The 18715-nt window shown below is 57.0% G+C and carries 16 protein-coding genes; 7 read left to right on the forward strand and 9 right to left on the reverse strand.

Features of this window, described 5'->3' with window-relative positions; all coding sequences use genetic code 11:
• Positions 1–7 precede the first annotated feature (7 nt).
• The 3 genes from ACUW6V_RS00085 (at position 8) to ACUW6V_RS00095 (ending at position 1720) form a co-directional block, all read left to right on the forward strand.
• Complete coding sequence (locus ACUW6V_RS00085; RefSeq protein ID WP_012124893.1) at positions 8–538, forward strand: fimbrial protein; 531 nt, start codon at positions 8–10, stop codon at positions 536–538.
• Positions 539–651: 113 nt separating this feature from the next.
• Positions 652–1173, forward strand: coding sequence for a fimbrial protein (locus ACUW6V_RS00090; protein ID WP_012124892.1), 522 nt, complete (start codon positions 652–654; stop codon positions 1171–1173).
• 34 nt (positions 1174–1207) lie between these two features.
• Entirely contained in the window at positions 1208–1720 is a 513-nt protein-coding gene (locus tag ACUW6V_RS00095) for a fimbrial protein (protein ID WP_014728972.1), read from the forward strand.
• Between the two features lie 76 nt (positions 1721–1796).
• On the opposite strand, the gene ACUW6V_RS00100 is transcribed toward ACUW6V_RS00095, so the two are convergent.
• Both ACUW6V_RS00100 and manA read right to left on the reverse strand, forming a co-directional pair.
• Positions 1797–3350, reverse strand: coding sequence for a YdgA family protein (locus ACUW6V_RS00100; protein WP_454037816.1), 1554 nt, complete (start codon positions 3348–3350; stop codon positions 1797–1799).
• A gap of 99 nt (positions 3351–3449) precedes the next feature.
• A complete protein-coding gene (gene manA, locus ACUW6V_RS00105) occupies positions 3450–4628 on the reverse strand; it encodes a mannose-6-phosphate isomerase (protein WP_454037817.1) in 1179 nt (392 codons plus the stop codon).
• Positions 4629–4833: 205 nt separating this feature from the next.
• On the opposite strand from manA, the gene fumA reads away from it, so the two are divergent.
• Positions 4834–6480, forward strand: coding sequence for a class I fumarate hydratase FumA (gene fumA / locus ACUW6V_RS00110; RefSeq protein WP_012124888.1), 1647 nt, complete (start codon positions 4834–4836; stop codon positions 6478–6480).
• Positions 6481–6635: 155 nt separating this feature from the next.
• Positions 6636–8033: a class II fumarate hydratase gene (fumC, locus tag ACUW6V_RS00115; protein ID WP_054625018.1), complete on the forward strand. Its 1398-nt coding sequence runs from the start codon at positions 6636–6638 to the stop codon at positions 8031–8033.
• On the opposite strand, the gene tus is transcribed toward fumC, so the two are convergent.
• From tus to ACUW6V_RS00130, 3 genes are all read right to left on the reverse strand, one after another.
• Positions 8034–8963, reverse strand: coding sequence for a DNA replication terminus site-binding protein (tus, locus tag ACUW6V_RS00120; RefSeq protein ID WP_014728968.1), 930 nt, complete (start codon positions 8961–8963; stop codon positions 8034–8036).
• A gap of 491 nt (positions 8964–9454) precedes the next feature.
• Positions 9455–10747, reverse strand: a complete 1293-nt coding sequence (gene rstB / locus ACUW6V_RS00125; RefSeq protein ID WP_012124885.1) for a two-component system sensor histidine kinase RstB — start codon at positions 10745–10747, stop codon at positions 9455–9457.
• 26 nt (positions 10748–10773) lie between these two features.
• A complete protein-coding gene (locus ACUW6V_RS00130) occupies positions 10774–11679 on the reverse strand; it encodes a LysR family transcriptional regulator (protein ID WP_032989626.1) in 906 nt (301 codons plus the stop codon).
• Between the two features lie 112 nt (positions 11680–11791).
• Between ACUW6V_RS00130 and ACUW6V_RS00135 the strand changes: the two genes are divergently transcribed.
• Positions 11792–12544 (forward strand): SDR family NAD(P)-dependent oxidoreductase, encoded by a 753-nt coding sequence (locus ACUW6V_RS00135; RefSeq protein ID WP_454037818.1) that lies wholly within the window; start codon positions 11792–11794, stop codon positions 12542–12544.
• A 35-nt stretch (positions 12545–12579) separates the two neighbouring features.
• On the opposite strand, the gene rstA is transcribed toward ACUW6V_RS00135, so the two are convergent.
• From rstA to ydgH, 4 genes are all read right to left on the reverse strand, one after another.
• Positions 12580–13311 carry a two-component system response regulator RstA gene (gene rstA / locus ACUW6V_RS00140; RefSeq protein ID WP_041460514.1) on the reverse strand — a complete coding sequence of 244 codons (732 nt, stop codon included), beginning with the start codon at positions 13309–13311 and terminating at the stop codon, positions 12580–12582.
• A gap of 75 nt (positions 13312–13386) precedes the next feature.
• Complete coding sequence (folM, locus tag ACUW6V_RS00145; RefSeq protein ID WP_007867542.1) at positions 13387–14109, reverse strand: dihydromonapterin reductase; 723 nt, start codon at positions 14107–14109, stop codon at positions 13387–13389.
• A gap of 29 nt (positions 14110–14138) precedes the next feature.
• On the reverse strand, positions 14139–15521 hold the full coding sequence (locus ACUW6V_RS00150) for an amino acid permease (protein WP_007890896.1): 1383 nt from the start codon (positions 15519–15521) through the stop codon (positions 14139–14141).
• Between the two features lie 184 nt (positions 15522–15705).
• The gene (ydgH, locus tag ACUW6V_RS00155) at positions 15706–16650 is read right to left on the reverse strand and encodes a DUF1471 family protein YdgH (protein WP_454037819.1); all 945 of its coding nucleotides are present in this window, start codon (positions 16648–16650) and stop codon (positions 15706–15708) included.
• A 525-nt stretch (positions 16651–17175) separates the two neighbouring features.
• Here ydgH and pntA point away from each other — a divergent pair.
• Positions 17176–18711 (forward strand): Re/Si-specific NAD(P)(+) transhydrogenase subunit alpha, encoded by a 1536-nt coding sequence (gene pntA, locus ACUW6V_RS00160; protein WP_454037820.1) that lies wholly within the window; start codon positions 17176–17178, stop codon positions 18709–18711.
• Positions 18712–18715: the final 4 nt, after the last annotated feature.

Here is an 18715-nt window from a genome sequence, read left to right on the forward strand (position 1 = left end):
ATTACCTATGAAAACTAAACTAACCATTATTGCTATAGTAACAGCTGTTTTTTCATTAACCAGTAACGCATCGGATCCAGTAACTATTAATATTACAGGTAATGTTATTGCTTCGCCCTGTACTTTTGATACTTCAGCCTCAACATTGAATATCGATCTGGGCGAAAAAGATGCGGCCAGCCTGGCTACGCCTGGTGCAGAAATGCCCTACAAAGTATTTAGTCTGGTTATGAAAGATTGCCCGGCAGGTACGACGAAAGTCACAGCCACCTTTACAGGCACTAATGATTCTTCTTCAACGGTCGGGAATGGTTTTAAAAATACTGGCACCGCAACCAATATGGTTGTACAGATTAAAGATAATGCTGCTACAGACTGGACCTCTTCTTTTAAAAGCGGTGACAGCATGACGGCAAACGTTAATACTACAGATAAAACGGCTAAATTTGACCTTGCTACTCGCGCATATACGCCGACTGGCTCTGTAATCCCGGGTACGATTAATAGCAGTATAGTCGCTGATTTTACTTATCAATAAGTTCAACGCCTGGTGAAAAACGGGAAACTCATAGCGACTTAGATGTGTCATAGATAATGACAATTTTCTTTTCGTCTTAGCGACCCGCGATTAAGGATTTAATAGGAACTTCTATGAAATTTATAAGCGTAACAGCAGGTGTAATGACTGCTTTACTCTTTTCAAGTGCCGCAATAGCAGATGACCCTGTAACGATGAATATTTCAGGCAAAGTTACTGCTTCACCTTGTACTGTGGACGGAGACAGCATTAATAAGACGATTGATCTTGGTAACGGTCAGCCAATACAAACCAGCACATTATATGAGGCCGGTTCTGCAACACCGTGGATTACTTTTCATATTAATCTTAAGGATTGCCCGGCGGGTACCACAAAGGCGACTATTACTTTTGCGGGAACACCTGATGAAGATAACCCGGATGATATGTATAAAAATTCCGGAACAGCTACGAATGTAGCTGTACAGCTACAAGGCACCGGTGGCGATAAATTCGGTAATGGGAAGTCCTGGACGGGTGTCGTTGATAAAGACACGTACACCTATAACTTAAAAACGCGTGCTTTTACCCAAAATGGGCAGGTATCGCCAGGAACAATTAACGCAGTGGTGACGGCGAGTTTCACTTACCAATAATTCTCATAAGTATTAAGTATGCCAGGAGTAAATAATGCGGACCCCCAGTAAAATTGCTGCGTTGTTATTGATGGTTGGTATCAGTTCTACGGTACAGGCTAATTCCACTATAACCATGCAGGGCACTGTCGTACCGAGTGCGTGTACAGTTGATACGGATACCGCCGATAAACAGGTTGATTTAGGTTCATTCTATCGTTCGCAGTTGATAAATGCAGGGCAGGGCGGTGACTGGCATGACTTCTCATTGCTATTAAAACAATGCCCGGAAGGAACCCACTCGGCTACGGTGACCTTCAACGGTACGCCAGACAGTGACGACGCGACGGCATTCAAAAACAGCGGCGAAGCCAATAGTGTCGCGCTGCGACTTGCCAGCGCCGATCATGACACGACGTATAGCAATGGTAGTACAATGGAAGCGTTGATTGATGATTCAACCAGAACCGCTACATTCCCGTTAGCTGCGCGTATTTTCACGCCAAAAGGTAACGCGGGCTCAGGCAGTTTTAATTCGGTTATCAACGTAGATTTTACTTACGAGTAAAGTGTTTCTGTGGGTCACCGCATTACTGGCAACTGAAGTGTAAAAAAAACGGCCTCCTGAGAGGCCGTTTTCGTTTTTACTGCTGCGGCGCGACTGGCGGCGTCACACCCGGCGCAGCGGGCGCTGGCATCGTCTGTGGCTCTGGCGCGGTGATGCCCGGCAGGCCGAACATGCCGACAAATTCCGCGAGCGGCATCTTCTGCCCGTTCAGATTCACCTGGCCGTTAGCGTATTGCAGACTGGTAACGATGCTGTTGTCCTGCATCGTGGTGATACGGAACATCTGGCCCATCGCCGCAAGGCCTTTCACCTGCTGGCTCGCCAGCTTCTCGGCATCGGCCTGCTGGTAGCCTTCCAGTTTTGCCACCTGTGTCATCATCTCGGTCGCCATATCCACCGGGATAACCAGCTTGCTGTCGAGGCTTTTCACCACGCGATCGAGCTGTTCGGCAGGCGCGGCCTGAGTCGCGCTCACCGGCGTCTGGCCCGGATCTTTCAGGAACAGCGACAGGTTAAAGGTGCTTTCGCCTTTGGCGTTTTTCCAGCTCAGCGGCGCGATAGTAATAACCGGGTTGCCTTTCAGCAACAGCGGCAGGGAAGAGAGCAGGATTTCGGTCGCCTGCTGCTGGTACTGCTCCGGATTATCCATAACGCCCGGCTGCGCCATCAACGCGCGGCTGCGCTCGTTATACTGCTGGCTGAACTGATGCCACGCCTGGCCGTCAATGTTGCCGATTTTCAGCGTCATCTTGCCGCTGCCCAGATCCTGATTCTGTACTTTCAGGCTGTTCATGACGTAATCCATCTGGCTGTCGATGCTCTTGCCATCTTTCGCCACGTCGGATTTGCCGTTCAGGCTAATGCCTTCCAGCAGCGCCATTTCCTGACCTTCAATGGCAATCGCCAGTTTTTCAAGATCCAGTTTTTGCTCGCCGACGCGCTCGTTAAAGCTTGTCATTTTGGTGTTGCCGTCAGCTTTCAGGCCGTTGAAAGTCAACTGCACATGCTGACCATACTCATTCACCGCGCTCACCAGGCCGCTGGACGCTTCACCTTTCAGGCTCACGTCGTTGCCGTCTTTGTCCGCATCAAGCTGGAATTCGCCGCCGCTAAAGGAAACTTTTTCGTCCGCGGCTTCGTAATTGAGCGGCTGGAGCTGAATATCGCTGGAGGTCGCGCCGCCGTAGCCGATGCGGGTCTGCACGTCGGCAAACGATTTGCCTTTCGCCATATCGAACAGCGCTTTGGTGGTGTCATTGTTCACAAGCGTAGTGTGCACAGACGCCATTGCCGGCAGAATATTCAGTTTTTTCAGATCGGCGAGCGGGAACGGACCGTGGCTTACGACCTGCTCCAGTACGACGCTCTGGCCCGGCTTCAGCAGCGCTTCCTGCTGACCCGCCGCCGGTTTCACCACCAGTTGCAGATGGCTGCTGAACAGGCCGCGCTGGTAATCCTGGTAGCTCAGTTCAAGCCCCGCCTGCGGCGCGCTACGCTTAAATTGCGCGTTGGCTTCTGCCACCATTTCGCCGACATGTTTTTCAAATTGCTTACCGGTGTACCACGCACCACCTGTCCAGACGACCCCGAGAGCGACAATCACGCCCACGGCAACCAGTGATTTTTTCATAGTTCAGTTCCCTTAAAACGAAGCCAGACGGCGGTCCGTCTGGCATGACTGGTAAAGATGTTACCAAGCTTAGCAATCCTTGCTTAAAAGATCAGTAACTTAGTTGAGCTTATTATAGACGCGCGCGAGACGGCCCACGCCGCTTGCGCTGACCGGCGATTCACTGGCCGCGACGAAGGCTGATTCGCCCGGTTTTAAGGTCAAGCGCTCGTCCCCTTTGCTCAGCACCGCTTCGCCCTCAACGCAGAACAGGATCGCGGCGCTCTCCTGCGCGAGGCTTTGCGGCTGCGAATGGAGGTCGTGCAGCGAGAAGGCGAAATCCTCGACCGGAATCGGGAACTCCAGCGCGTTTTCCTGCTTCACCGGCTGCGTCAGCAGTTCGCCCGCCGGTTTGGCGACAAACTTCACGTTGGCGACCAGCTCAGGAATATCGATATATTTCGGCGTGAGGCCCGCGCGCAGCACGTTGTCGGAGTTGGCCATGACTTCCAGCGCCACGCCCTGCAAATAGGCGTGCGGCGTTTCGGCAAACAGGAACATCGCCTCGCCAGGGTTCAGTTGCACCACGTTCAGCAGCAGCGGGGAGAAGAGGCCGCTGTCGTCCGGGTAGAACTGCGCGATAAACCGGATGGTCTCCCACGGCTCGCCCTGCTGACTGGCGACCGTCGCTTTCAGCACCGCCAGCGCGCGGGATTTCTCCTCGCCCTGCATATTCAGCAGCCCGGCGAAAAGCTCACGCAGGCGGTCGGCATTTGGCTCCGCAAGGAAATGCGCGATAGCGGTATGTGCGCCCGCGACCGGTTGCAGCAGCGAGACAATCTCAGAGAACTCACGAAACGCGTTCATGGCGAGGAACGGCGTCAGTGCAAAAACCAGCTCCGGCTTGTGGTTCGGATCTTTGTAGTTACGCTCGGCGGCGCTGAGCGGAATGCCCGCCGCGTTTTCGCGTGCAAAGCCTTCTTCAGACGCCTGTTTATTCGGATGTACCTGAATGGAGAGCGGCTGGTCGGCACACAGCACTTTAAAGAGGAACGGCAGTTCCCCGAAGCGCTCCGCCACCGGCGCGCCGAGTAGGGCGGTTTTATCCGCGTCGATCACCTCGCGAAGGGCGCGGGTCTGGCCCTGCGCATCCTGAATTTTCGAGCTGCTTTTCGGGTGAGCGCCCATCCACAGCTCCGCCATCGGCAGGCCTTCCGGGTTCGCCACGCCATAAAGTTCCGTTAACGCCGTTTTGCTGCCCCAGGCGTAGTTTTGCACCGAGTTAATGAGTTTCTGCATGATCAGTCCCTGTATTCGAAGGAAAACATTTTTCGGTATTAAACCAATAAAGTGCCCCGAAGTAACCCGGCTGGGTAAAAAGTCGGTTTAGTCTCAGTTTTTGTTAAAAAATTGTGTACGATGTAGCGACTCGCTTTTTCATGCCGCACACGGACTCAGTGGCGGAACGACGAATTTCTTAACTGTAGCTGTAAGTGAGAGTGCAATGTCTGGCAAACCCTTCTTCTGGCAAGAGCCTTTTCCACTGAAAAAGGACGAGACCGAGTATTACCTGTTAACCCGCGATCACGTCTCCGTTTCCGAATTTGAAGGTCAGGAAATCCTGAAAGTCGAGCCGCAGGCGCTGACCCTGCTGGCCCGCCACGCCTTCCACGACGCCTCGTTTATGCTGCGCCCGGCGCATCAGCAGCAGGTGGCGGATATCCTGAGCGACCCGGAAGCCAGCGAAAACGACAAATATGTCGCGCTGCAATTCCTGCGCAACTCGGAGATTGCCGCCAAAGGCATTCTGCCGACCTGCCAGGACACCGGCACCGCCATCATTATGGGCAAAAAAGGCCAGCGCGTCTGGACCGGCGGCGGCGATGAAGCCGCGCTGGCGCAGGGCGTCTACCAGACCTACACCCAGGATAACCTGCGCTATTCGCAAAACGCGGCGCTCGATATGTACAAAGAGGTTAACACCGGCACCAACCTGCCGGCGCAGATCGATCTCTACAGCGTTGATGGCGATGAGTATAAGTTCCTGTGTATCGCCAAAGGCGGCGGCTCCGCGAACAAAACCTACTTGTACCAGGAAACCAAAGCGCTGCTCACGCCCGGCAAGCTGAAAGCGTATCTGGTGGAGAAAATGCGCACGCTCGGCACCGCGGCCTGCCCGCCATACCACGTGGCGTTTGTGATTGGCGGCACGTCGGCGGAAGCGACGCTGAAAACCGTTAAACTTGCCTCGACCAAATATTACGACGGCCTGCCGACCGAAGGTAACGAACACGGCCAGGCGTTCCGCGATGTTCAGCTGGAAGAAGAGCTGCTGCAGGAGGCGCGCAATTTAGGCCTTGGCGCGCAGTTCGGCGGTAAATATTTCGCGCACGATATCCGTGTTATCCGCCTGCCGCGCCACGGTGCGTCCTGCCCGGTGGGGATGGGCGTCTCCTGTTCGGCAGACCGCAATATCAAAGCCAAAATCAACCGCGACGGCATCTGGATCGAGAAGCTCGAAAGCAACCCCGGCAAATACATTCCCGAAGCGCTGCGTCGCGCAGGCGAGGGCGAAGCGGTGCGCGTCGATCTCAACCGTCCGATGAGCGAAATCCTCGCGCAGCTCTCGCAGTACCCGGTCTCCACGCGGCTGTCGCTCTCAGGCACTATCATCGTGGCGCGCGATATCGCCCATGCGAAACTCAAAGAGCGCATCGACAGCGGCGCGGGGCTGCCGCAGTACGTGAAAGATCACCCGATCTACTACGCGGGCCCGGCCAAAACGCCGGAAGGGTACGCCTCCGGCTCGCTCGGCCCAACGACGGCCGGTCGTATGGACTCCTACGTGGATCTGCTTCAGGCCAATGGCGGCAGCATGATCATGCTCGCCAAAGGCAACCGCAGCCAGCAGGTGACGGACGCCTGTAAGAAACATGGCGGTTTTTATCTCGGGAGCATCGGCGGCCCGGCGGCGGTGCTGGCGCAGAACAGCATCCGGCATCTGGAGTGCGTCGAGTACCCGGAGCTCGGCATGGAAGCTATCTGGAAAATTGAGGTTGAAGATTTCCCGGCGTTTATCCTGGTGGATGACAAAGGCAACGACTTCTTCCAGCAAATCCAGGCCGGGCAGTGCTCGGCATGTCTGAAATAATGTAAAAGCCCCTGATGCAGGCCGGGTAAGGCGCAGCCGCCCGGCCTTTTATCTGTAAAAAGAGCGCACAAAGCGCCATACAAATTCGCTGAAGCCATCAATACTTATTCCTGAAGCATGCGAGCAATCCCATCTTTGTTATCAAGGAGAAAGTAATGACCGCCTACCGCAGTGAAAAAGATTCCATGGGCGCAATCGACGTGCCGGCCGATAAACTCTGGGGCGCGCAGACGCAGCGTTCGCTGGAGCACTTCCGCATCTCCACCGAGAAAATGCCGACCGCGCTGATTGCGGCGCTGGCGCTCACCAAACGCGCCGCCGCGAAGGTCAATATGGATCTCGGCTTACTGCCCGCAGAGCGCGGCGAGGCCATCATTAAAGCCGCCGACGAAGTGCTGGAAGGCGCGCATCCGCAGGAGTTCCCGCTTGCTATCTGGCAAACCGGCTCCGGCACCCAGACCAACATGAACATGAACGAGGTGCTGGCGAACCGCGCGAGCGAAATCCTCGGCGGCGAACGCGGCATGGCGCGCAAGGTGCACCCGAACGATGACGTGAACAAGAGCCAGAGCTCAAACGATGTCTTCCCGACGGCGATGCATGTCGCGGCGGTGATCGCGCTGCGCGAACAGCTGATCCCGCAGCTAAAAGTGCTGCATAAAACCCTCAGCGATAAGGCGAGCGCGTTCAGCGATATCGTGAAAATTGGCCGTACCCATCTGCAGGACGCCACGCCGCTGACGCTCGGCCAGGAGATCTCCGGCTGGGTGGCGATGCTTGAGCATAACCTTAAGCATATTGATAACAGCCTGCCGCATCTGGCGGAGCTGGCGCTTGGCGGTACGGCGGTCGGCACCGGGCTGAATACGCACCCGGAGTACGCGGAGCGCGTGGCGAAAGAGCTCGCCGCGTTTACCGGCCAGCCGTTCGTCACCGCACCCAACAAATTTGAGGCGCTCGCCACCTGCGACGCGCTGGTGCATGCCCACGGCGCGCTGAAAGGGCTGGCGGCCTCGCTGATGAAAATCGCCAACGACGTGCGCTGGCTTGCGAGCGGCCCGCGCTGCGGCATTGGCGAAATCTCGATTCCTGAAAACGAACCGGGTTCATCCATCATGCCGGGCAAAGTGAACCCGACGCAGTGCGAAGCGCTGACCATGCTGTGCTGTCAGGTGATGGGTAATGACGTCGCCGTCAATATGGGCGGGGCGATGGGCAACTTTGAGCTCAACGTGTTCCGCCCGATGGTCATTCATAACTTCCTGCAATCGGTGCGTTTGCTGGCGGACGGCATGGAGAGCTTTAACCATCACTGCGCTATCGGTATTGAGCCGAACCGCGACCGCATCAGCCAGTTGCTTAACGAATCGCTGATGCTGGTGACGGCGCTCAATACGCATATCGGCTACGACAAAGCCGCCGAGATCGCCAAGAAAGCGCATAAAGAGGGGCTGACGCTGAAAGCCTCGGCGCTGAAGCTTGGGTATCTCAGCGAGGAGGAGTTTGACGCCTGGGTACGCCCGGAAGAGATGGTGGGCAGCATGAAGCCCTGATCAGGGCGCGAGGTAAAGATGCAGGCGGGGGATCATCATCACCAGTTCTTCCGCTTGCGGCTTATAGCGGTGCTGCACGTTTTCGGCGTCATAGTTCAGCAGTTCGCCGATATCCGGCACCGCGCCGCCGCGCGTTTCGTGACAGAGCACAATCAGCGGCGACGGGCACGCATACTGCACCTGCCGCTGGTTTTGCGCATACCAGACGCGCGCCACCGGCTGCACTTTCACCGGACGTTTAATCTTCAGCCGCGCCTTCTGCGGGAGGGCGGCGATATCGTTGTACTCCTGCGTGAGGCGCGCGTGCCACTGCTCTTTAGTTAACCCGCCCACCGCGCGCGGCGCTTTCAGCCCGCGCTCCAGCATCGCCAGCACGTCGTCACGCGTCAGATTTTTAATAATATGTTTATTCGCCCAGCCGAAACGCAGCGTGGCGGGGTTATCCAGCACCGTGAGACGACGGTACGCGTTGAGCGTAATCAGCCCTGGCAGGTAGCGGTGCACCCATTCAAAACGCTGGGTGGAGGGCAGGCCCGATTCTACGGTAATAATCTCTTCCAGCTGCGTTTTCAACGCGTTGATTTTATCGGCCAGCGCGTGCAGCGCCTCGTGCTGTGCATCATCGACGCTGAAACAGACCGCGCCAGGCAGACGTACCGCCGCCTTGCTGCTGCGCTTTTCCGACTGCTGCTGGATGAACAGATGCGTAAAGTGACGCAGCGCCGCCTCCTGCGCCTCTTTGCCGATTTTTTGCGTCACCGAAATGGTGAGCAGCGGGTCGTGCTCTTTGCCTTTTTCCACTTCAGGCAGGCTGAACACCCGCGCCGCCAGCAGACGACAGGCCGCGAGGCCATCGCGCATCTCCATCAATGCATGTTCTAATTCGCGAAAAGTGACGTTAAGGCGTTCAACCAGATCGTAACGGGCCATGATGTTCTCGCATTAGTTACAACATACTTTATGTTTAGCACAGTTTTACCGAGTTTGACCACAGCGAGCTTAATGTCTGGCAGGAAAATTGGCGGGCGAGGCGGGCATGGTAGTGAGATGAAATGGTGTGGCGGGAAGAGGTTCATATGGAGGAAATGGTGGGTGCGCTGCGCTTACCCACCCTACGAGTCTTATGCGTAGTGTTTTGTAGGGCGGGTAAGCAAAGCGCACCCGCCGCGGAACAGAAGACAACGCCAATGCAGTTAACCGTAGGGCGGGTAAGCAAAGCGCACCCGCCACAGAACAGAAGACAACGCCAATGCAGTTAACCGTAGGGCGGGTAAGCAAAGCGCACCCGTCGCGGAACAGAAGATAACGCCAATGCAGCTCACCGTAGGGCGGGTAAGCGCAGCGCACCCGCCACAGAACAGAAGACAGCGCCAATGCAGTTAACCATAGGGCGGGTAAGCGCAGCGCACCCGCCATAACCACTACACGCCTTCTGATGGCAACACCACCGGCCAGCGAAAACGAAAATGCGCGCCGCCGAGGTCGCTTTGCGTCACGCTCACTTCACCGCTCATGGCGGTCGCAATCGAATGCACAATCGCAAGCCCCAGCCCGCACCCGCCGGTGGCGCGATCGCGGCTCGGGTCGAGACGCACGAACGGCTCAAACACCCGGCTGCGCTCCTCTTCGGGAATACCTGAACCATCATCTTCCACTTCAAGCGTCGCCTGCGCGCCCTCAAGCGACAGCCCGATTCGCAGCCGCTGCTCGCTGTAGCGCAGCGCGTTATTCACGAGATTATCCAGCACGCGCTCCATAAGACGCATATCCAGCGCGCCGTAATCGCCTTCGTCAACGCGCGCGAGAATCAACTCTCGCTCCGGGTGCAGCAGGCGCGCGTCGTCCACATAGTCATGCAGCCAGCGCGGCAGTTCCGGGTGCGTCAGATGCAGCTCGGTTTGCGGGCGGTCCAGCCGCGCGTAAGTCAGCAACTCCTCGATAAGCGCTTCGAGCTGGCCGATATCGCGGTTCAGCGCCTGGGATTCTGCGGTACTCAGGTTATCGCTCATCTCCAGCCGGTAACGCAGGCGCACCAGCGGCGTTCGAAGCTCGTGGGCGATGCCGTCAATCAGCTGCTTTTTACTGGCAATCAGGGTGTTAATGTTATTTGCCATCTGGTTAAACGCCACGCCGAGGCGCGAGAAACTCGACGCCTTATCAAAATGGATGCGCTCATCGAGATGGCCTTCGCCGAGGCGCTGCGCCGCGGTTTCCAGCCGTAGCATCTCCTGCCAGTGGGGGCGTATCCAGATAAACACCGGCAGCGCCAGCGAAATCGCGATCAGCGCAATCAGGGCGATATCCAGCAGCCGCATCTGATGCAGGAAATAGAGATAGGGCACCGGGCCAACCGCCAGCACATAGTGGCTGCGCGGAATACGCTGTATAAACGTATATTCATCGTCCAGCGCCACAATTTCACCTTCGCGCAGGCGACGGCTGTTGATGTCGTTAAGGTGATACTGATTCATCGGCTGAATACGCAGCTTAAACGACAGGTTTAAATCCAGCTCTTTGATGGTTTTGTTCCACTCATGCGGCGGGATTTCACGCAGTTCGCTGCGCATCAGGTAGAGCGAGCTTTTCATCAGATCATCGAGCGACTGCCGACCGGCGCGCTCAGCGGTGAACTTATAGACCAGCCCGACCAGCATCGTCATCACCAGAAAGCAGACAAACAGCAGCAAATAGAACTGTATAAAGAGTTTTTTCATGAAAATCTCTCACGCCCGCGGCGCGGTTACTGGATAGCCGAAGTGGTACGCGGAAAGTGCGCGGCCAGATGATCGATAAACGCTCTGACCGCGGGCGGCAGACCGCGACGCGTGGTAAACACCAGATGCACAATTCCGCGCTGGCCCTGCCAGCCGCGATAAACATGCACCAGCTCGCCGGTTTTCAGCGCTTTCGCGCAGACATGATCCGGCAGCAGCGCAATCCCCAGCCCCGCGATAGCGGCCATGCGGACAGCCGTAAAATCGCTACAGCTGAACCGCGGCTGATGGCGGATAAGACAGCGCTTTCCCTGTTCATGTTCCAGTGCCCAGCTGATTTCGCCGGGCTCGTCGCTGGTGCCAAGCGTCGGATGGCAGGCGAGGGTATCAATAGCCCCGTTAAGTTTACTGGCAAGCTGCGGGCTCGCGACCAGGATGCGGTTTGACGTGCCCAGTGTACGCATAATCAACTCGGCGTCGCTGGTAAGCTCGGTACGCACCCGCAGCGCCACATCGACGCGCTCTTCGATTAAATCGACAGGGCGGTCAATGGCGATAATTTGCAAATTCACCTGCGGGTAGCGGTGCATAAACGCAGGCAGCATGGCCTGGATAATTTCGACCATACCCGTCGGACAACTAAAACGCACCATGCCCTGCGGCTCCTTGCGCGCCTGGGCAATCACCGCCTGCGCTTTTTCCGCCTCCAGCAGCATCGCGCGGCACTGGTCATAAAACGCCTGGCCGATATCGGTGACGCGAAAACGGCGGCTGGAGCGCTCAATGAGCCGCACGCCGAGCTGCGCCTCAAGCCCGGCCACGCGGCGGCTGAGCTTCGATTTTGGCTGTTTCAGCGCCCGGCTGGCGGCAGCGAAACCGCCGTGGCTCACCACTTCGGCATAGTAAAAATAGTCGTTTAGATCGTGTTGCATTATCGTTCCTCAGACAGAACGCAGGGTGCCATTTTGTCCTGGTACACAGCACGATGGGAAGCGCTTATTCTCAGCCCATGGCAAACAGTCATCATTCATTGAGGATAAAACTATGAACGCACGTTTCAGTAATAAAGTGGTTATCGTGACCGGCGGCACCAGTGGCATTGGTCTCGCCACGGCTAAAGCGTTCGCCGACGAAGGCGCGCATGTGTTCATTACCGGGCGTCGACAGGTGGCGCTGGATGCGGCATTACAACAATTAGATGACAACGTCACTGGTGTGCGTGGCGATATGAGCCAGCTTGCGGATATCGATCGTCTGTATGAAGCGGTGCAGCAGCGCCACAGTCATATCGATGTGCTCTTCGCCAACGCAGGCGGCGGCGAGCTGGCCCCCCTCGGCGCGATTTCCGAGGCGCATTATCACGATACCTTCGACACTAACGTGAAAGGCGTACTGTTTACGGTGCAGAAGGCGCTGCCGCTGCTGCGTGACGGTGCCGCCGTGGTGCTGAACGCCTCTACCGCCGGCTCCAGCGGCACGCCCGCCTTCAGCGTCTATGCCGCAAGCAAAGCCGCGGTACGCAGCTTTGCGCGTAACTGGATCCTCGATTTAAAAGACCGTCATATTCGCGTCAACGCCATCAGCCCCGGGCCGGTCAACACGGCAGGGCTCAATGAACTCTTTGGCGGAGGCGAGCAGGCGGAAGACGTTAAAAACGAACTCACCGCGCAGATCCCGCTCGGGCGCGTCGGCAAACCGGAGGAGATTGCCAGAGCGGTGCTGTTCCTGGCGTCTGACGAGGCGAGCTTTGTGAATGGCGTCGAGCTGTTTGTTGATGGAGGGATGGTGCAGATATAAGCGTCAGCGCCGCGCGTATTGCGCGGCGCGATACATTACGCCTCGCTTTCCCAGGCGTGCGGTGCGAACAGATACCCTTTGTTGCGCACTGTCTTGATGCGATAAGGCTCGGTCGCGCTGTCATTCAGCTTTTTACGCAGCCTTGAAATCGCCACGTCCACGCTGCGATCCAGCCCGTCGTAGGTTACGCCGCGCAGGTTTTTTAACAGCGCGTCGCGATCCATAATCTGCCCGGCGTGGGTCGCAAGCTCCCAGAGTAAGTCAAAATCCGCGGTTGAGAGCGCTATCTGCTCACCCAGCAGCGTGACCTGGCGGTTGAGCGGGTCGATGCACAGCGTGCCGAAACGCAGCGCCTTGTGCGGTTGCCGCGTTGGCGTGTTATCCGCTGCGGTCACGGGCGCGGCAGCCATATGCTGGCGCAGGTGCAGACGCAGACGCGCCAGCAGCACCGCAGGCGGCGTGGTTTTGAGAATGTAATCGCTGGCACCCATTTCAAGCGACAGAATATGGTTCATATCGCTGTCGAGTGAGGTCAACAGCACCACCGGCCCCTGCCAGCGGGCGCGCAAATCGCGGCACAGCGTCATGCCGTCTTTACCTGGCAGCATAATATCCAGCAGCACCAGATCCGGGTTCTCGCGCTCAATGACCGCCTCAGCGCGATCGCCGCGGCTTTCGACAATCACATCAATATCATGGCGGCTCAGATAGGCGGCAATAAGCTCGCCGACTTCCGGGTCATCTTCAACAAAAACGATCTTGCTCATAGGCTTCTGCGTTGCGGTAAAAACACCAGGATACACCGGGCAGACGCAACGCGCCAGCAACGGCAGCTCAACCGCTTAACGCAACGGGCGGCCGCCGTTCACCGGATAGCTGTGGCCCGTCACATAGCGGCTGGTGAGGAGATAATCCACCAGGTCGATAATCTCTTTTTCGCCGGGCGCGATTTTCATCAGCGATTTATTCAGCGCCTTCTGCCGGTATTCCGGGTCGTCATGTTCGTTAAAGAGGATTTGCGACGGGGCAATGGCGTTAACTTTGACTTCCGGCGCAAGCTTACGGGCAAACGAACGGGTGAGATTATCGAGCGCCGCTTTGCTGGCGGCATAGGCGATATACTTCGCGCTGCCGCGCTCCACGACATAATCGGTAAAGTGAATAATATCGCAGGCAGCGTGGCCCTGGCCGCGCATCAGAGGTTCCAGGGCAAAATTAAGGAGATAGGGCGCGTGAACGTGAATTTGCAGCATGGCGTTCAGCACCTCAGCGGGCGGCACAGGCGGGCTTTCATCCTGCCAGGTGCTGGCGTTATGCAACAGCGCGCGAATATGCGTGGTGCGCGATTTTACGGCGTCGGCAAACGCGAGAATGCCCTCGTCATGGCAGAAATCGGCTTCGATGCAGACCGCGCCTGCCTCTTCCAGCACGTCAATCGCCGGATAACGGGTGCGGTAACTGACAATCACATCATGATGCTGCGCCAGGAAATGGTGCGCCAGCGCAAGGCCGATACGGCGGCCCGCGCCGGTGATAACAATGGGTTTATCCAGTTTTTTCACCACAACTCTCCTTAAGCGTTAGCGGCAGGAGATTAGCGCACCAGCATCCAGGTCGCCGGCAGCGCGGCAATCAGCAACAGGCCGATGACGATTTTCTCCTGACCTTTCAGCGCTACGTTATCCACATGGGTACGGCGCGCATAGAGGAAAAACACCACCCCAGGCGCGTACAGGACAACGGACAACAGCAGATGCATCGGGCCTGAGGCATACAGCAACCATAGGCCATAAATGCACGCCCCGACAGCAATCGCCTGATGTAAAGGACGCTTTGCGATTTTGAGCAGGTAAGCGCCGACCAGGAAATAGGGCACCAGAATCATCTCGGAGGCGATGGTCAGCAGGGTGTTGTAATCCGAGCCGGTCGCCCAGATAAGCACCAGACAGATTTGCACGCTGGCGTTTGTCAGCCACAGCGAGGCCGACGGCGCGTTACGCGCATTCTGGCGGGCGAAGAGGCGCGGGAACGCTTTATACTGCGCGGCCAGCAGCGGCACTTCGGCCGCCATAATGGTCCAGCTCAGGTACGCGCCGCACACCGAGACAATCAGCCCGGCGGCGATGATCACTTCGCCCCATGGCCCCATCATTTGCACCATCAGGCCCGCCATTGATGGGTTACGCATCTGCGCCAGTTCCGGGCGTGCCAGCACGCCGAGCGACAGTAGTGTGACCAGCAGATAGACCGCGAGCGCCGCGAGCACGGCGAGAAGCGTGGCCAGGCCGACATCTTTTTTCTGCCGCGCGCGGGCCGAGACAACCACCGCGCCTTCAACGCCGATAAACACCCACAGCGTAATCAGCATGGTGTTTTTCACCTGCTCCCAGACGGGCACGCCGAGATCGACGCCGGTGAAATCCAGCGTAAAGGTCGGCAGGCGGAACGCGATAATCGCCAGCACCACAAACAGGCCAAGCGGCAGGAGTTTGGCGAGCGTCGCGGCGAGATTAATGCTCGCGGCGGTCTGCACGCCGCGCAGCACCAGAAAATGCACCACCCACAGCAGCACCGACGCGCCAACGATCGCCTGCCAGGTGTTGCCGTCGCCAAACAGGCGCAGCTGCGGCGTGTCGGTAAAGAAGCTCAGCGCGGAGAAGACGATAACCAAATACGAGACGTTGGCGATGACGGCGCACAGCCAGTAACCCCAGGCGGAACAGAAGCCAATCAGTTCGCCAAAACCTTCGCGGGCGTAGGTAAAAATGCCGCCGTCGAGGTCGGGGCGCAGGCGCGTCAAGAACAGCATCGCCAGCGCCAAAAGCAGGATCCCGGCACCGGTAATTCCCCAGCCAATCAGCAACGCCGCGGGACTCGCCACCTCGGCCATATTCTGCGGCAGACTAAAAACCCCGGCACCCAGCATGGAACTTAAAACAAGCGCGGTTAACGCGGCGAGGCCCAGCTTCTTTTCCATAGACAACCTGTTTAGCAAAAGGAAAGATCCAGAATAATTATTGTGCCAGAGCGCATAAAAATGGTGGATCGCACTAAGGCGCGGGATTTTACGGAGTGCGAAGCTCGCTTGCAATGCGGCGTACACAAAATGTAGCGGAAAAACAAAAAAAGCGGCCGTAGCCGCTTGGTTTTGAGAATCTGTCTTACTTGTAGAGGTCGGCGCTGATGGTCATGTTGCCGCCGCGCTCTTCCCACTGACGGGTGATGTGATAGTACTTAGCCCCTTTCTTCGCGGCACGTTTCGCCACGTTGTAAGAGATATCGGTCATACTGCTGTAGTGGCCGGTAAACTTCACGCTGTCGAACGGCACCATCTGCGCGGCGGTGATTTTGTTTACTTCTTCCACTTTAGTCCCGTCCGGCAGGGTGACAGTGTAACGTCCGCCCTTCGATTCCTGGGTTTCAAAGAAGCGGCCAACATCGCTGCTCGGTGTGGCGGTCGTGGCAACACCCGGAATTTCCACTTTTTTGGCTTCTTCTCCGCCTTTGGCGAGCGCCGCGCGGCCTGCTTCGGAATCTGCCGGGATAGCGTCAGGGCTTTGCAGTACGCGTTTTTTGGCGTCGGCTTTATAGATAAACGCGGTAATACGCTGGTTGCCGCCCTGGTTGGTGTCGACCTGGCGCACGATCCAGAAAGAGGCCGCGCCTTTGGCTTTCGCCGCTTTGGTGATGGCGTCGTTCACTTCCGGCTGGCTGCGATAGAAGCCCTGCACGGTCACGGTGTCATACGGCTCAAGCGCGATAGCCTGATCTTTTGGCAGCTCAACCACACCGTTAATAACGCGGTTTTTCGGCGCATCGGCTTTCGGCGCGTTTTCACGGTAGACATCAGCCACCACGCGCCAGTTGCCGCTGTTGCCGGTGTCGCTGGTGTCCTGAATGTAATATGACGCCGCGCCCATAGCGTCTGCGCGACGAGAAACGGCATTTGCCGCTTCGTTAATGGCGTTGAAACGGCCCGTAATCACAATACGGTCAAACGGTTTCAGCGCCGCGGCTTGTTCCGGCGTTAACTCTGTCGCCGCCTGAGCTGACAGCGAGGCCGCGGAAAAGAGGGCGGTCGCCAGAAGGGTATGCTTGAGCTTCATAAAAATAGTCCTTCGCCTTGCGCAAAACAGGTACTGATACAGCCTGTGTGAAATGGTTAGTCGTTGATTATTGCATTGAAAGGTGCCGGATGTCTGCGCCATTTTTCACACCTTATGCTACCGCTCGTGGATTAAAAATAACTTCAGGTTATGAATGGTGAAAATCCTCCTCTGACCATTAAAATTGATAAAGCTTATGACTTTTTAAGTTAAATCCTTGTTAAACCAGCCTGCTTCTGTGGCGCAGAATCGTTTTTTCTGCCTCTTAAAGCGCGTAAACGTAGCGGCTGAACGCGGTTTTTAAGCAAAAACCCCTGTCAGACCGCAACGACGCTACACTTTCACCCATTAACCGTTAAATAGTTGTCCCGGACGGTGGATCGAAGGCGTGTAATTCAGTAGGTTATAGAAAGTTTGTGACAACGATATGGATGGCGAACACCACGGCACCGCGCTTTTTCGCCGGGCGTTTTCGTCTGCTAAGCGAGTGACAGACCATCTTAAAAATCGATGGAAGGGAATACTATGCGTATTGGTGTACCAAAAGAGCGGGTCGCGCTGGAAACCCGCGTCGCGGCGACCCCAAAAACGGTGGAACAGCTGCTGAAGCTCGGTTTCAGCGTCGCGGTGGAGCGCGATGCCGGCAAACTGGCGAGTTTCGATGACGAGGCGTTTATCGCCGCAGGCGCAAGCGTGGTGGATACCGCTGATGTCTGGGAATCAGAGGTTATTCTTAAGGTCAACGCGCCGCAGGACGATGAAATCGAGCGGCTGCGTCCCGGCACGACGCTGATTAGCTTTATCTGGCCTGCCCAGAATCCGCAACTGCTGGAAAAACTGGCCGCGAAAAACGTCACCGTGATGGCGATGGATTCCGTGCCGCGCATCTCCCGCGCGCAGTCTCTGGATGCCTTAAGCTCAATGGCGAACATCGCCGGTTACCGCGCGATCGTCGAAGCCGCCCATGAGTTTGGCCGCTTCTTTACCGGGCAGATCACCGCCGCCGGTAAAGTGCCGCCTGCGAAAGTGATGGTAATTGGCGCAGGCGTCGCGGGCCTCGCCGCTATCGGTGCCGCCAACAGCCTCGGCGCTAGCGTGCGCGCGTTCGACACCCGCCCGGAAGTGAAAGAGCAGGTGCAGAGCATGGGCGCCGAATTCCTGGAGCTCGATTTCAAAGAAGAAGCGGGCAGCGGCGACGGCTACGCCAAAGTGATGTCTGACGCTTTTATCAAAGCCGAAATGGCGCTGTTCGCCGCGCAGGCGAAAGAGGTGGATATTATCGTCACCACGGCGCTGATTCCGGGCAAACCGGCACCAAAGCTCATTACCCGTGAGATGGTTGATTCCATGCAGCCGGGCAGCGTGATTGTCGATCTCGCGGCGCAAAACGGCGGCAACTGTGAATACACCGTGCCGAATGAGATTTTCGTCACCGCCAACGGCGTGAAAGTGATTGGTTATACCGATCTGCCGGGCCGCCTGCCGACGCAGTCGTCACAGCTCTACGGCACCAACCTGGTTAACCTCCTTAAGTTGCTGTGCAAGGAGAAAGACGGCGCGGTGGTCGTTGATTTTGACGATGTTGTGGTGCGCGGCGTGACGGTGATCCGCGAAGGGGAAGTCACCTGGCCTGCACCGCCGATTCAGGTTTCCGCACAGCCGCAGGCCGCTGCCAGCGCAAAACCGCAGGCCGCGCCGGTCGAACCGCCTGCGCCTGCCTCGCCGTGGCGTAAATATGCGCTGATTGCGCTTGCCATTATTCTGTTCGGCTGGCTGGCGAATGTCGCCCCGAAAGAGTTCCTCGGCCACTTCACCGTGTTCGCACTCGCCTGCGTGGTCGGCTATTACGTCGTCTGGAACGTCTCCCATGCGCTGCATACGCCACTGATGTCGGTAACGAATGCAATTTCAGGGATTATCGTCGTCGGCGCGCTGTTGCAGATTGGCGATGGCGGCTGGATTAGCTTCTTCAGCTTTATCGCTATCCTCATCGCCAGCATCAATATTTTTGGTGGTTTCACCGTCACTCAGCGCATGCTGAAAATGTTCCGGAAGAACTAAGGGG

Source organism: Cronobacter sp. 153480017-3, assembly GCF_053627815.1.

What these genes read in the sequence shown, in the direction of transcription:
- rstA (WP_041460514.1), bottom strand. Translation starts at nt 13,311, where the DNA reads ATGAGCAAGATCGTTTTTGTTGAAGATGACCCGGAAGTCGGCGAGCTT.
- ydgH (WP_454037819.1), bottom strand. Translation starts at nt 16,650, where the DNA reads ATGAAGCTCAAGCATACCCTTCTGGCGACCGCCCTCTTTTCCGCGGCC.
- pntA (WP_454037820.1), top strand. Translation starts at nt 17,176, where the DNA reads ATGCGTATTGGTGTACCAAAAGAGCGGGTCGCGCTGGAAACCCGCGTC.
- fumA (WP_012124888.1), top strand. Translation starts at nt 4,834, where the DNA reads ATGTCTGGCAAACCCTTCTTCTGGCAAGAGCCTTTTCCACTGAAAAAG.
- manA (WP_454037817.1), bottom strand. Translation starts at nt 4,628, where the DNA reads ATGCAGAAACTCATTAACTCGGTGCAAAACTACGCCTGGGGCAGCAAA.
- tus (WP_014728968.1), bottom strand. Translation starts at nt 8,963, where the DNA reads ATGGCCCGTTACGATCTGGTTGAACGCCTTAACGTCACTTTTCGCGAA.
- rstB (WP_012124885.1), bottom strand. Translation starts at nt 10,747, where the DNA reads ATGAAAAAACTCTTTATACAGTTCTATTTGCTGCTGTTTGTCTGCTTT.
- fumC (WP_054625018.1), top strand. Translation starts at nt 6,636, where the DNA reads ATGACCGCCTACCGCAGTGAAAAAGATTCCATGGGCGCAATCGACGTG.
- ACUW6V_RS00100 (WP_454037816.1), bottom strand. Translation starts at nt 3,350, where the DNA reads ATGAAAAAATCACTGGTTGCCGTGGGCGTGATTGTCGCTCTCGGGGTC.
- ACUW6V_RS00090 (WP_012124892.1), top strand. Translation starts at nt 652, where the DNA reads ATGAAATTTATAAGCGTAACAGCAGGTGTAATGACTGCTTTACTCTTT.
- ACUW6V_RS00135 (WP_454037818.1), top strand. Translation starts at nt 11,792, where the DNA reads ATGAACGCACGTTTCAGTAATAAAGTGGTTATCGTGACCGGCGGCACC.
- ACUW6V_RS00150 (WP_007890896.1), bottom strand. Translation starts at nt 15,521, where the DNA reads ATGGAAAAGAAGCTGGGCCTCGCCGCGTTAACCGCGCTTGTTTTAAGT.
- ACUW6V_RS00095 (WP_014728972.1), top strand. Translation starts at nt 1,208, where the DNA reads ATGCGGACCCCCAGTAAAATTGCTGCGTTGTTATTGATGGTTGGTATC.
- ACUW6V_RS00130 (WP_032989626.1), bottom strand. Translation starts at nt 11,679, where the DNA reads ATGCAACACGATCTAAACGACTATTTTTACTATGCCGAAGTGGTGAGC.
- ACUW6V_RS00085 (WP_012124893.1), top strand. Translation starts at nt 8, where the DNA reads ATGAAAACTAAACTAACCATTATTGCTATAGTAACAGCTGTTTTTTCA.